The sequence below is a fragment of the Pseudomonas pudica genome (assembly GCF_015680405.1).
GTDB classification, from domain to species: domain Bacteria; phylum Pseudomonadota; class Gammaproteobacteria; order Pseudomonadales; family Pseudomonadaceae; genus Aquipseudomonas; species Aquipseudomonas pudica.
In genome coordinates, this window is the sequence record NZ_JADLJS010000079.1 from 1 (window position 1) to 11,659 (window position 11,659).

An 11,659-nucleotide genomic window follows, 5' to 3' on the forward strand; every position below is an offset into this window, starting at 1 on the left:
GTCACCTCCCTCCGCAAGACCTCTGCTCGGCCTCCTGAAGTCGCGAAGATCAAGATCAAGATCAAGATCAAGATCAAGATCAAGATCAAGAGCAAGAGCAAGAGCAAGAGCAAGAGCAAGAGCAAGAGCAAGAGCAAAAGCAAAAATCGTCAGAAACCGCAGCCGTGTAATACCAGTAATCGGGATTGACTCCTCATGATGGCTGTGCGTGGGGCACCTGCGGTGGCTCGCTTCACTACGACAGGAAACTTAAATGGGGCTCTGTGGGAGCGGGGGCCCCCCCGCACACCCGCGCAGCCGGGGCCAGCCCCCCCGCTGGGTTCTTCGCGGGCACGCCCGCTCCCACAGAAGCCACGTCGCCCGGCCCGAGCCGGAGTCGATTCAAGCCTGCTTGAGCAACAACGCCACCCCCGGGAGATACTGCCCCAGCTCGTTGTGCAACTTGCGATAGGCATACGGGAAGTACCAGGCGATGGCACAGGCGGTATGTTTCTGCAGATCGTCGACCAGGTCCTGCAGTTCCTCGGGGCTGGCATGCTGGCCAGCCTTCCACGGGCTGATGAACAGCGCCCCGGCCTTCAACTGGCTGGGGTAGGCCACCTGGCGCGCGAGGGCAGCGGTCTGCTGCAGGGCTTCGGCCATGTCCAGCCGGGCGATTTTTGGCCAGCGCTGGCTGACACTGAGGTACAGCGCTTCATCGGCACTGCTGATCGACAGATCGCAGCGCCCTTCGTGTTCGCCTTCGTCGCGCTGCTTCTTGCCGGCAAACTGCTGCAGCGCCGCCAGTTCAGCCTGCCACGCCGCTGCGGCAAGCAGCCCGGTATTGGCGGCGGCGCCATGCCAGTAAGGTGCTTCCGCATCGCCAGCAAACCGGTTGAAGCGGTCGATGCAGTCGCCCCAGCGCTCCAGCACCGGGGCGAGAAACTCCAGGCGCGGGTTGTTGATGATCTGGCCTCGCATGCTGCGCTCTCCTGTTATCGTTGTAATCGCGTTCAGCCGAAAATGATGGCTATGTGATATCACTGCCTCCAGTGTGGCACAACCAGGTAAATTGGCCATTACCCAGGCCGTGCCTGTTCGACTGCAAAGCGGCCTGCTTCGATTGACGCTCCCGGTGCAACCCTCTAACCTTCGCGCGTGTTTCAGGTGCCCTGCCAGCCCCGACTGGGCAGGGTGAAACTGGGAAGCCGGTGGGTGCCAGCATGGCGCGATTCCGGCGCTGCCCCCGCAACGGTAGGTGAGTCGCGGCCGCGCAGGGCCACTGGGTGTCAGCACCCGGGAAGGCGCGCAGGCTTGGGCCAAGACCCGCTCACAAGCCCGGAGACCGGCCTGATACTGCCAACGGCATCACGGAGGGTGATGCGCGGTGCACCGTGGCGTACGGCCACGGCCCCTGCGCGTTCTCCGTGTGCCCGCCTTTTACCTGTCGCCGCGCGTTGCCGTGGCGCCAGCCAGCGGAGAACCCTGATGAGCGAATCCACCGAACGCGACGAACGCCACCTGGCGCGCATGCAGCGCAAGAAGGCGATCATCGACGAACGCATCGCCAATTCCCCAAACGAATGCGGCCTGCTGCTGGTGCTGACCGGCAATGGCAAGGGCAAGAGCAGCTCGGCTTTCGGTATGCTCGCACGCGCCCTGGGCCATGGCATGCAGTGCGGTGTGGTGCAGTTCATCAAAGGCCGCAACAGCACCGGCGAGGAGCTGTTCTTCCGCCGCTTCCCCGAGCAGGTGCGCTACCACGTGATGGGCGAGGGCTTTACCTGGGAAACCCAGGACCGCCAGCGCGACATCGCTGCCGCCGAAGCTGCCTGGGCCGTGTCGCGCCAGTTGCTGCAAGACCCGAGCGTGCAGTTCGTGGTGCTCGATGAACTGAACATCGCCCTCAAGCACGGCTACCTCGACCTTGACCAGGTGCTGTCCGACATCCAGGCCCGCCCACCAATGCAGCATGTGATCGTCACTGGCCGTGCCGCGAAACCCGAGATGATCGAACTGGCCGACACCGTGACCGAGATGGGCATGCTCAAGCACGCGTTCCAGGCTGGCATCCGTGCACAGAAGGGCGTGGAACTGTGAGCCAGCGCCATTGCCCCGCCGTGCTGATCGCGGCACCGGCCTCTGGCCAGGGCAAGACCACCGTCACCGCCGCCCTGGCCCGCCTGCACCGCAACCTCGGGCGCAAGGTGCGGGTGTTCAAGTGCGGGCCCGACTTTCTCGACCCGATGATCCTCGAGCGGGCCAGCGGCGCGCCGGTGTACCAGCTCGACCTGTGGATGATCGGCGCCGAGGAAAGCCGCCGCCTGCTGTGGGAAGCCGCCGGCGAGGCCGACCTGATCCTGATCGAAGGGGTGATGGGGCTGTTCGACGGCACGCCGTCCAGCGCCGACCTGGCGCGCCACTTCGGGGTGCCGGTGCTGGCGGTGATCGACGGCACGGCCATGGCCCAGACATTCGGCGCCCTGGCCCTGGGCCTGGCACGTTACCAGGCTGACCTGCCGTTTGCCGGTGTGCTGGCCAACCGGGTGGGTAGCCTGCGCCACGCGCAACTGCTGGAAGGTAGCCTGACCGAGGGCCTGCGCTGGTACGGCGGCTTGTCCCGCGAGCGTGGTATAGAGCTGCCCAGCCGCCACCTGGGGCTGGTCCAGGCCAGCGAGCTGAACGACCTGGACATGCGCCTGGATGCCGCTGCCGAGGCGCTTGGCGCCAGTTGCGATGCTGCCTTGCCGCCGCCAGTGAGCTTTGCCGAACCCGAGCCGCAAGCCAGTACTGCCTCGTTGGCCGGTGTGCGCATTGGCGTGGCGCGGGACGAGGCCTTCGCCTTCACCTATGGCGCCAACCTCGACCTGCTGCGCAACCTGGGCGCACAGCTCGAGTTCTTCTCGCCGCTGCACGACCGCGAACTGCCGGCAGTGGACAGCCTGTATCTGCCGGGCGGTTATCCCGAGCTGCACCACCACGCCCTGGCCGCCAATGCGCCGATGAGCGAGGCTATACGCGCCCACCACGCCCAGGGCAAACCGTTGCTGGCCGAGTGCGGCGGCATGTTGTACCTGCTCGATGCCCTGACCGACGTGGCCGGCGAGCGTGCCGAACTGCTTGGCCTGCTGCCTGGCGAGGCAACCATGCAGAAGCGCCTGGCTGCCTTGGCCCTGCAGGCGGTGGAGCTGCCGGAAGGCACCTTGCGCGGGCACACCTATCACCATTCGCTGACCAATACCGCACTGCAGCCGATTGCGCGTGGCCTGAGCCCTAACGGCGGGCGTGGCAACGAAGCGGTTTACCGCCTGGGTCGGCTGACGGCGTCCTACGTGCACTTCTACTTCCCCTCCAACCCGGACGCGGCGGCGGCGCTATTGCGACCATGAGCGAACACGCCTACAGCGACGCCGAGCGCGCCGCGATCTACCGGGCCATCGGCGAACGCCGTGACATGCGCCATTTCGCCGGTGGCGAAGTGGCCCCGGAAGTGCTGGGCCGCCTGTTGGCTGCCGCGCACCAGGCGCCCAGCGTCGGGCTGATGCAGCCCTGGCGTTTCATCCGCATCACCCGGCGCGACCTGCGTGCGCGCATCCAGGCCTTGGTGGAAGCAGAGCGGGTGCTTACCGCCGAAGCTTTGGGCGAACGTTCCGACGCCTTCATGAAGCTGAAGGTGGAAGGCATCAACGACTGCGCCGAGCTGCTGGTGGCCGCCCTGATGGACAACCGCGAGCCGCATATCTTCGGCCGCCGCACCCTGCCGGAAATGGACCTGGCCTCGCTGGCCTGCGCCATCCAGAACCTGTGGCTGGCAGCCCGTGGCGAAGGCCTGGGCATGGGCTGGGTGTCGCTGTTCGACCCGCAGGCGCTGGCGACGCTGCTGGGCATGCCGACCGGGGCCAAGCCGGTCGCGGTGCTGTGCCTGGGGCCGGTGACCGAGTTCTACCCGGCACCGATGCTGGTGCTGGAAAACTGGGCCGAGGAACGGCCCTTGAGTGAAATGCTCTTTGAGAACCAATGGGGAGAGCGCCAATGAGCGTGGCCTTGCTGACCGTGGCAGGGGTGGCCCTGGATGCCCTGCTGGGCGAACCGCAGCGGCGCCACCCGCTGGTGGCCTTCGGCAACATGGCCGGTAACCTCGAGCGCCGCCTGAATGCCGGAGGGCGCGGCTGGCGCAGCCACGGGGTAAGCGCATGGTTCCTGGCCGTGGTGCCGCTTACCCTGGTGGCACTGATCCTGTCTTGGCTGCCGTACATCGGCTGGCTGGTCGACGTGCTGGCGCTGTACTGCGCCGTCGGGCTGCGCAGCCTGGGCGAGCACGTGTTGCCGGTGGCCAGTGCCTTGCGCCAGGGTGACCTGCAAGAAGCACGGCGCCGTGTGGGCTACCTGGTCAGCCGCGAAACCCGCGAACTGGACGAACCTGCGGTGGCCCGGGCGGCCACCGAATCGGTGCTGGAGAATGGCAGCGATGCGGTATTCGCCGCGCTGTTCTGGTTCGTGGTCGCAGGCGCGCCGGGCGTGGTGCTGTACCGCCTGAGCAACACCCTGGATGCCATGTGGGGCTATCGCAACGAGCGCTTCGAACGCTTCGGCTGGTGCGCGGCGCGCGTCGACGATGTGCTCAACTATATTCCTGCCAGGCTGGTGGCGTTGACCTACGCGCTGCTGGGCAAGACCCGCCTGGCCCTGGCCTGCTGGCGCAAGCAGGGCCCGCTGTGGGACAGCCCCAATGCCGGGCCGGTGATGGCCGCCGGTGCAGGTGCGTTAGGTGTGGAACTCGGTGGCCCGGCGGTGTACCACGGCGAACTGCATGAGCGGCCACGCCTGGGTGACGGGCCAATGGCCGACGCCGACGCCATCGAACGCGGTTGGGGCCTGGTGCAGCGCGGCGTATGGCTGTGGCTGCTGGTGATCTGCCTGGGGGCCTATATCAATGCTTGAACACGGAGGCCGCCTGCTGCGGGCGGTACGGCAATACGGCATCGCTCGCGAGCAGTGGCTCGACCTGTCCAGCGGCATTGCGCCATGGCCTTTCCCGATTCCACCGATTCCAATGGAGGCCTGGGCGCGCCTGCCGGAGACCGAGGACGGCCTGGAGGACGCCGCGCGTGCGTATTACGGCGCACGCCAATTGCTGGCAGTGGCCGGTTCCCAGGCCGCGATCCAGGCCTTGCCGCTGTTGCGCGCAGCCGGCCGGGTAGGGGTGTTGACACCTTGCTATGCCGAGCACCCATACGCCTGGCAACGGGCGGGGCATCAGTTGCTGGAGCTGGACGAAGCGCAGGTCGAGGCGACGCTCGACAGCCTCGACGTACTGGTGCTGGTCAACCCCAACAACCCCACCGGCCGCCGGGTGCCGCGTGAACGCCTGCTGGATTGGCACGCCCGCCTGGCCGCCCGCGGTGGCTGGCTGCTGGTCGACGAAGCGTTCATGGACAACACCCCGGCGCAAAGCGTGGTCGATTGTGCCGAGCGCCCGGGGCTGATAGTGCTGCGCTCGTTCGGCAAGTTCTTCGGCCTGGCCGGCGTGCGCCTGGGGTTCGTTGCCGCCGAACGCAGCCTGCTGCTGCACCTGGCCGAGTTGCTTGGGCCGTGGACCGTCAATGGCCCGACCCGAGTGCTGGCCCAGGCCAGCCTGGCCGACCACGACGCCCAGCGTGTGCAGGTCGAACGCTGCGCTGCAGCCAGCCGGCGGCTGGCGGTGCTGTTGCGTAGCGCCGGCCTGGCGCCCAGCGGCGGTTGCGACCTGTTCCAGTACGTGCGCAGCGAGCAGGCTGCGCAACTGCATGACTTTCTCGCCCGCCACGGCATCCTGGTGCGGCTGTTCGAGCACCCGCCGGCAATACGCCTGGGGCTGCCAGCCTGTGCGGCCGACGAACAGCGCCTGGCCCAGGCCCTGGCGGCCTATCAGAAGGAAATGGCATGACCACCCTCATGGTGCAAGGCACCACCTCCGACGCCGGCAAAAGCACGCTGGTGACCGCGCTGTGCCGCTGGCTGTTGCGCCAGGGCGTTGGCGTGGTGCCGTTCAAGCCGCAGAACATGGCGCTGAACAGCGCGGTGACCGCCGACGGCGGTGAAATCGGCCGGGCCCAGGCGGTGCAGGCCCAGGCCTGCCGCCTGCAACCGCATACCGACATGAACCCGGTGCTGCTCAAGCCCAACAGCGATACCGGCGCCCAGGTGATCATCCATGGCCGCGCCGTCACTAGCATGAACGCGGTGGCCTACCACGACTACAAGGCTATCGCCATGCAGGCGGTGCTGGCTTCCCACCAGCGCCTGAGTGCTGCCTGGCCGGTGGTCATGGTCGAAGGTGCGGGCTCGCCAGCGGAGATCAACCTGCGTGCCGGGGACATTGCCAACATGGGCTTTGCCGAAGCGGTGGACTGCCCGGTGATCCTGGTTGCCGACATCAATCGTGGTGGTGTTTTCGCCCATCTGGTCGGCACTCTGGAACTGCTGTCACCCAGTGAGCAGGCGCGGGTAAAGGGCTTTGTCATCAACCGCTTCCGCGGCGACATCGCCTTGCTGCAGCCGGGGCTGGACTGGCTGGAGCAGCGCACCGGCAAGCCGGTACTGGGCGTGCTGCCGTATGTTAACGACCTGCATCTGGAAGCCGAAGACGGCATCGACGCACGCCAGGGGGCAAAGGCCGAGCGCGTGCTCAAGGTGATCGTCCCGGTGCTGCCGCGTATCAGCAACCATACCGACTTCGACCCACTGCGCCTGCACCCCCAGGTGGACCTGCAGTTCATTGGCCCGGGCCAGCCGATACCGGCCGCCGACCTGATCATCCTGCCCGGGTCCAAGAGTGTGCGCGGCGACCTGGCGCAACTTCGTGAGCGCGGTTGGGACAAGGCCATCGACCGGCACCTGCGCTATGGCGGCAAGCTGATCGGGATCTGCGGTGGCCTGCAGATGCTGGGCCGCGAAGTACATGACCCGCTTGGTCTCGAAGGGGCCGCCGGCTCCAGCCCGGGGCTTGGCCTGCTCGATTACGCCACGGTGCTCGAAGCCGAGAAGCAACTGCGCAACGTTGCCGGCACGCTGAACCTGGAAGCAGCCCCGGTTGCCGGGTATGAAATTCATGCCGGCGTCACCACCGGGCCTGCCCTGGAGCAGCCAGCCGTGCAACTTGCCGATGGCCGTTGCGATGGTGCTGTCAGCGCTGATGGCCAGATACTTGCTACCTACCTGCACGGCCTGTTCGAAGGCAGCCAGTCGTGTGCGGCGCTGCTGCGCTGGGCGGGTCTGGAGGATGTGCAGGCCGTCGATTACCAGGCCCTGCGCGAACGCGATATCGAGCGCCTGGCCGACCTGGTGGAAAAGCACCTGGACACCGCGCGCCTGCGCCAGCTCTGTGGGGTGGCCTGACATGCTCAACCTGATCCTCGGCGGCGCCCGCTCGGGCAAGAGCCGCCTGGCCGAACAGTTGGCCAGCGCCAGTGGCCTGCCGGTGACCTACATCGCCACCAGCCAGCCGCTGGATGGTGAAATGAACGAACGCGTGCTGCTGCACCGCCAGCGTCGCCCCGATGACTGGGGGTTGATCGAAGAACCTCTGGCCCTGGCCGCGGCACTGCGCGCCGAAGCGGCCGAAGGGCGCTGCCTTCTGGTGGATTGCCTGACCCTGTGGCTGACCAACCTGCTGATGCTCGAAGACGACCAGCGCCTGGCCGAGGAGCGCGATGCGCTGCTGGCCTGCCTGGAACAGTTGCCGGGCACGGTCATTCTGGTCAGTAACGAAACCGGCCTGGGCGTCGTGCCCATGGGCGAGCTGACCCGGCGCTATGTCGACCTGGCTGGCTGGCTGCACCAGGCCGTGGCCGAACGCTGTCAGCGTGTGGTGCTGACCGTGGCCGGCCTGCCCCTAATGCTCAAAGGACCTGCACTATGACCCAAGCCTGGTGGCGTGACGCCTGCCAACCCCTCGACAACGCCGCCATGGACCAGGCCCGCGCCCGTCAGCAGCAGCTGACCAAACCTGCCGGTTCGCTCGGCCAGCTTGAAGGTTTGGCCATACAACTGGCCGGCCTGCAGGGGTGTGAAAGGCCGACCTTGGATCACGCCGCAATCAGCATCTTTGCCGGTGACCACGGTGTGGTCGAGGAAGGTATCTCGGCCTACCCGCAAGCGGTGACCGGGCAGATGCTGCGCAACTTCGTCGGTGGTGGCGCGGCCATCAGCGTGCTGGCGCGCCAGCTGCAGGCAAGCCTGGAAGTGGTCGACCTGGGCACCATCGACCCGCACCTGGAACTGCCTGGCGTGCGCCATCTGCGCCTGGGTGCCGGTACCGCCAACTTCGCCCGCCAGCCAGCGATGACCGGGGGGCAGCTGCAGGCCGCCCTGCAGGCTGGCCGCGATAGTGCCCTGCGCGCCGCCGAACAGGGCGCGCAGCTGTTCATCGGTGGCGAGATGGGTATTGGCAACACCACGGCTGCCGCTGCCCTGGCCAGCGTCTTGCTGGGTTGCCCGCCGGCTGAGTTGAGTGGCCCGGGTACCGGCCTGGACCACGCCGGGGTGCGGCACAAGGCCGAGGTCATCGAACGGGCGCTGAGCCTGCATGGCCTGAACGCCAACGATCCATTGCAGGCACTGGGCTGTGTCGGTGGTTTCGAGATCGCGGCCCTTGCCGGTGCCTACATTGGTTGTGCGCAGGCGGGTGTCGCGGTGCTGGTGGACGGCTTCATTTGCAGCGTCGCCGCGCTGCTGGCGGTGCGCCTCAACCCGCAGTGCCGGGCCTGGCTGCTGTTCGCCCACCAAGGCGCAGAGCCTGGGCACAAAGCTGTGCTCGACGCGTTGCAGGCCGAGCCGTTGCTGGCCCTGGGCCTGCGTCTGGGCGAGGGCAGTGGGGCTGCCCTGGCCGTACCGCTGTTGCGCCTGGCCTGTGCGTTGCATGGGCAGATGGCGACCTTCGCCGAGGCTGCAGTGGCGGACCGCCCGGCATGATCCTCGACTTGCTGCGCCATGGCGAAACGGAACAGGGCGGCTTGCGTGGCAGCCTTGATGATGCCTTGACCGACAAGGGCTGGGCGCAGATGCGTGGCGCCGTGGCCGAGGCCGGGCCTTGGGAGGTGTTGGTCAGTTCTCCGCTGCAGCGCTGCGCACGTTTTGCCGAGGAGCTGGGCGAGCGGCTGAACCTGCCGGTACAGCGCGAAGCGGCGTTGCAGGAGCTGCATTTTGGCGACTGGGAGGGCCGTAGCGCGGCGCAGATCATGGAAGACCAGGCGGACGCGCTGGGGCGCTTCTGGGCGGACCCTTACGCGTTTACACCGCCCAATGGCGAGCCGGTCGAGGCGTTCGCAGAACGTGTGCTGGCGGCAGTCGACCGCCTGAGCCGTCAGCATGCTGGCAAGCGTGTGCTGCTGGTCACCCATGGCGGCGTGATGCGGCTGTTACTGGCCCGTGCTCGTGGCTTGCCCAGGGCACAGTTGCTGCAGGTCGAAGTCGGCCACGCTGCGCTGATGCGATTGGTTTCGGGTGACGACGGCCAGTTGGTCGAGGGGCGCTGAAATGTTGCCGTTGTGGATTGCCTTGCAGTTTCTCAGCAGCCTGCCGGTGAGTCTGCCGGGCATGCCGGCGCCGCGTGAGGTGGGGCGCTCGCTGCTCTGCTACCCGCTGGTCGGGTTGCTGTTCGGCCTGTTGCTGTGGCTGGCCAGCCACCTGCTGCAGGGCACGCCGACGCCGCTGCACGCGGCCCTGCTGCTGACTTTGTGGGTGTTGCTCAGTGGCGCGTTGCATCTGGATGGCCTGGCGGACAGCGCCGACGCCTGGCTGGGTGGTTTCGGTGACCGCGAACGCACCCTGCTGATCATGAAGGACCCGCGTAGCGGGCCGATTGCCGTGGTTACGCTGGTGCTGGTGCTGTTGCTGAAGTTCTGCGCGTTGTGGGTGCTGGTCGAGCAGGGTACTGGCGCGCAGTTGCTACTGGCACCGTTGATCGGGCGGGCGGCGATGCTTGGGTTGTTCCTGAGTACGCCTTATGTACGGCAGGGTGGTTTGGGGCAAGCGCTGGCCGAGCACCTGCCCCGGCATGCGGCCGGCTGGGTGCTGCTGGGCTGTGTGCTTTTTTGCCTGGTCCTGGGCGGGTGGGTCGTGGTGCTGGCGTTGGCGGTGTTTGCCTGGTTGCGACAACTGATGTGCCGGCGCCTGGGCGGGACTACCGGCGATACCGCTGGTGCAATGCTGGAGTTGCTCGAGCTGGCCGTGGTGCTGGGGTTGGCGTTGGGCCTCTGAGCCTTGCTTCTGCAAGTGACCGCGCAAGCAGGATGTTTCTGTAGGGCGTTTCTGAGCCTAACGTGTCGGTAAATTCCTGAAAAAATCAGCAAGAACCGGCATCTTTTCACTGGCGTATGCTTGCCCCTCCCGCAAACTGTCGAGGAGTGTCGGCACCATGCGTCATGTCATTCTCGCTGCGTTTTTGTTGGCCATGGGGCCTGCTGCCATGGCAGCCGATCTCATGGCTTTCTGGAACACCCCCCGCCACGGTGGCAACAGCTTCAACCGGCTGCCACCTGATCAAGCCTACTTCGACGCCTTGAGCGGCTACGGCGCGACCTGGGTGCGGCTGTCCTACGACAAATGGCAGCCGGCGGAACGCGACTTCCTCCTCGGCGATGCCGACGCCTATCAAGGCCTGTCTGCGGCCGACCTAGCCACGCTGCGAGCCACCCTCGATCGCGCCCATCAGGCCGGCCTCAAGGTGGTCATCGCACCGCTCTCGCTACCCGGCATGCGCTGGTCGCAAAACAACCAGGGCCAGTTCGACGACCGCCTTTGGCAGGACAAACGTTACTGGTTGCAGGCTGCGGCCTTCTGGCGGGATCTTGCCCGTGAGCTGAAAGATCACCCGGCTATCGCCGCCTACAACCTGGTCAACGAGCCCGCCCCGGAGAAGCAAGGTGGCCTGGCCGAGCATGCCGACCCAGGGCAAATGCAGCAGTGGTATGCACGGCGGCAGGGCAGTGCGCGTGATCTGCCAGCCCTGTATCGGCAGTTGATAGCGGCCATTCGTGAAGAGGACGCGGATACGCCGGTCATGCTCGATGCCGGCTGGTTCGCCGCCGCCGACGCCTTCGGTTACTGGCCGGCACCTCTGGAAGACCTGCGGGTGCTGTACAGCGTGCACATGTACGAGCCCTATCTGGTGACCAGTGCACCGAACATGACGCGCAAGCAACCCATCGCCTATCCCGGCCCGGCACCGTTCGCGGGGCAGACGCAGCAGTGGGATGGCCAGCGTGTGGCGCAATACCTGCGCCATCCGCTGAACTGGGCCGAGTCCATGAACGTGCCCCGCTCGCGGTTGGTGGTGGGCGAGTTCGGCTGTATGCGCAGGCTGCCGGGCTGCCGGCAATACCTGGAAGACGTGCTCAGCGTGCTGGATCGCCACCGGTTGCACTGGGCCTTCTACAGCTTCCGAGAAGATAACTGGGACGGCATGGACTACGAACTGGGCTCGGCCAAGGTGCCGTGGCGCTACTGGCAGGCAATCGAGCAGGGCGCTCCAGACCCGCTGGCGCGCAAGGCTACAGTAGAGTTCGAGCCGATTCGCCGTCGCTTGAACCTGGTTGAGTAATTGGGGCCGCTTTACGGCCCATCGCCGGCAAGCCAGCTCCCCAGGTAGAGCGACAACCTCGAGAGCAACGCTTTACCTGTGGGAGCTGGCTTGCCGGCG

General features: G+C 66.6%; 13 protein-coding genes and 1 riboswitch. Of the genes, 12 read left to right on the forward strand and 1 reads right to left on the reverse strand.

Annotated elements, in window-relative coordinates; translation table 11 throughout:
* Nucleotides 1–189 (forward strand): hypothetical protein (locus IRZ77_RS27020; protein WP_230386600.1); only part of this gene is annotated, 189 nt, incomplete at its 5' end.
* 192 nt (nucleotides 190–381) lie between these two features.
* Here the strand turns inward: IRZ77_RS27020 and IRZ77_RS26025 are convergent.
* Nucleotides 382–960, reverse strand: a complete 579-nt coding sequence (locus IRZ77_RS26025; RefSeq protein ID WP_135002604.1) for a hypothetical protein — start codon at nucleotides 958–960, stop codon at nucleotides 382–384.
* A 167-nt stretch (nucleotides 961–1,127) separates the two neighbouring features.
* Nucleotides 1,128–1,347: riboswitch (cobalamin riboswitch) on the forward strand.
* 120 nt (nucleotides 1,348–1,467) lie between these two features.
* On the opposite strand from IRZ77_RS26025, the gene cobO reads away from it, so the two are divergent.
* The 11 genes from cobO (at nucleotide 1,468) to IRZ77_RS26080 (ending at nucleotide 11,560) form a co-directional block, all read left to right on the forward strand.
* Nucleotides 1,468–2,079: a cob(I)yrinic acid a,c-diamide adenosyltransferase gene (gene cobO / locus IRZ77_RS26030; protein WP_013971375.1), complete on the forward strand. Its 612-nt coding sequence runs from the start codon at nucleotides 1,468–1,470 to the stop codon at nucleotides 2,077–2,079.
* The gene (locus IRZ77_RS26035; protein WP_085602055.1) at nucleotides 2,076–3,368 is read left to right on the forward strand and encodes a cobyrinate a,c-diamide synthase; all 1,293 of its coding nucleotides are present in this window, start codon (nucleotides 2,076–2,078) and stop codon (nucleotides 3,366–3,368) included. The genes cobO and IRZ77_RS26035 overlap by 4 nt, the downstream gene beginning before the upstream one ends.
* Complete coding sequence (gene bluB, locus IRZ77_RS26040) at nucleotides 3,365–4,015, forward strand: 5,6-dimethylbenzimidazole synthase (RefSeq protein WP_085602054.1); 651 nt, start codon at nucleotides 3,365–3,367, stop codon at nucleotides 4,013–4,015. Before IRZ77_RS26035 ends, bluB begins: the two co-directional genes overlap by 4 nt.
* Nucleotides 4,012–4,920, forward strand: a complete 909-nt coding sequence (gene cbiB, locus IRZ77_RS26045) for an adenosylcobinamide-phosphate synthase CbiB (protein ID WP_085593447.1) — start codon at nucleotides 4,012–4,014, stop codon at nucleotides 4,918–4,920. Before bluB ends, cbiB begins: the two co-directional genes overlap by 4 nt.
* The gene (cobD, locus tag IRZ77_RS26050; protein WP_046617180.1) at nucleotides 4,913–5,905 is read left to right on the forward strand and encodes a threonine-phosphate decarboxylase CobD; all 993 of its coding nucleotides are present in this window, start codon (nucleotides 4,913–4,915) and stop codon (nucleotides 5,903–5,905) included. Before cbiB ends, cobD begins: the two co-directional genes overlap by 8 nt.
* Entirely contained in the window at nucleotides 5,902–7,356 is a 1,455-nt protein-coding gene (locus IRZ77_RS26055; protein ID WP_085602053.1) for a cobyric acid synthase, read from the forward strand. The genes cobD and IRZ77_RS26055 overlap by 4 nt, the downstream gene beginning before the upstream one ends.
* A gap of 1 nt (nucleotide 7,357) precedes the next feature.
* Nucleotides 7,358–7,879 (forward strand): bifunctional adenosylcobinamide kinase/adenosylcobinamide-phosphate guanylyltransferase, encoded by a 522-nt coding sequence (gene cobU, locus IRZ77_RS26060; RefSeq protein ID WP_108481923.1) that lies wholly within the window; start codon nucleotides 7,358–7,360, stop codon nucleotides 7,877–7,879.
* Complete coding sequence (gene cobT / locus IRZ77_RS26065) at nucleotides 7,876–8,931, forward strand: nicotinate-nucleotide--dimethylbenzimidazole phosphoribosyltransferase (RefSeq protein ID WP_085602051.1); 1,056 nt, start codon at nucleotides 7,876–7,878, stop codon at nucleotides 8,929–8,931. The genes cobU and cobT overlap by 4 nt, the downstream gene beginning before the upstream one ends.
* Nucleotides 8,928–9,494: a histidine phosphatase family protein gene (locus tag IRZ77_RS26070; RefSeq protein WP_196174607.1), complete on the forward strand. Its 567-nt coding sequence runs from the start codon at nucleotides 8,928–8,930 to the stop codon at nucleotides 9,492–9,494. The genes cobT and IRZ77_RS26070 overlap by 4 nt, the downstream gene beginning before the upstream one ends.
* Before the next feature lies 1 nt (nucleotide 9,495).
* Nucleotides 9,496–10,218: an adenosylcobinamide-GDP ribazoletransferase gene (locus IRZ77_RS26075; protein WP_046617185.1), complete on the forward strand. Its 723-nt coding sequence runs from the start codon at nucleotides 9,496–9,498 to the stop codon at nucleotides 10,216–10,218.
* A gap of 223 nt (nucleotides 10,219–10,441) precedes the next feature.
* The gene (locus tag IRZ77_RS26080; protein ID WP_178081822.1) at nucleotides 10,442–11,560 is read left to right on the forward strand and encodes a glycoside hydrolase family 5 protein; all 1,119 of its coding nucleotides are present in this window, start codon (nucleotides 10,442–10,444) and stop codon (nucleotides 11,558–11,560) included.
* The last annotated feature ends 99 nt before the right edge of the window (nucleotides 11,561–11,659 follow it).

What these genes read in the sequence shown, in the direction of transcription:
- IRZ77_RS26025 (WP_135002604.1), bottom strand. Translation starts at nt 960, where the DNA reads ATGCGAGGCCAGATCATCAACAACCCGCGCCTGGAGTTTCTCGCCCCG.
- cobO (WP_013971375.1), top strand. Translation starts at nt 1,468, where the DNA reads ATGAGCGAATCCACCGAACGCGACGAACGCCACCTGGCGCGCATGCAG.
- bluB (WP_085602054.1), top strand. Translation starts at nt 3,365, where the DNA reads ATGAGCGAACACGCCTACAGCGACGCCGAGCGCGCCGCGATCTACCGG.
- cbiB (WP_085593447.1), top strand. Translation starts at nt 4,012, where the DNA reads ATGAGCGTGGCCTTGCTGACCGTGGCAGGGGTGGCCCTGGATGCCCTG.
- cobD (WP_046617180.1), top strand. Translation starts at nt 4,913, where the DNA reads ATGCTTGAACACGGAGGCCGCCTGCTGCGGGCGGTACGGCAATACGGC.
- IRZ77_RS26055 (WP_085602053.1), top strand. Translation starts at nt 5,902, where the DNA reads ATGACCACCCTCATGGTGCAAGGCACCACCTCCGACGCCGGCAAAAGC.
- cobU (WP_108481923.1), top strand. Translation starts at nt 7,358, where the DNA reads ATGCTCAACCTGATCCTCGGCGGCGCCCGCTCGGGCAAGAGCCGCCTG.
- cobT (WP_085602051.1), top strand. Translation starts at nt 7,876, where the DNA reads ATGACCCAAGCCTGGTGGCGTGACGCCTGCCAACCCCTCGACAACGCC.
- IRZ77_RS26070 (WP_196174607.1), top strand. Translation starts at nt 8,928, where the DNA reads ATGATCCTCGACTTGCTGCGCCATGGCGAAACGGAACAGGGCGGCTTG.
- IRZ77_RS26075 (WP_046617185.1), top strand. Translation starts at nt 9,496, where the DNA reads ATGTTGCCGTTGTGGATTGCCTTGCAGTTTCTCAGCAGCCTGCCGGTG.
- IRZ77_RS26080 (WP_178081822.1), top strand. Translation starts at nt 10,442, where the DNA reads ATGGCTTTCTGGAACACCCCCCGCCACGGTGGCAACAGCTTCAACCGG.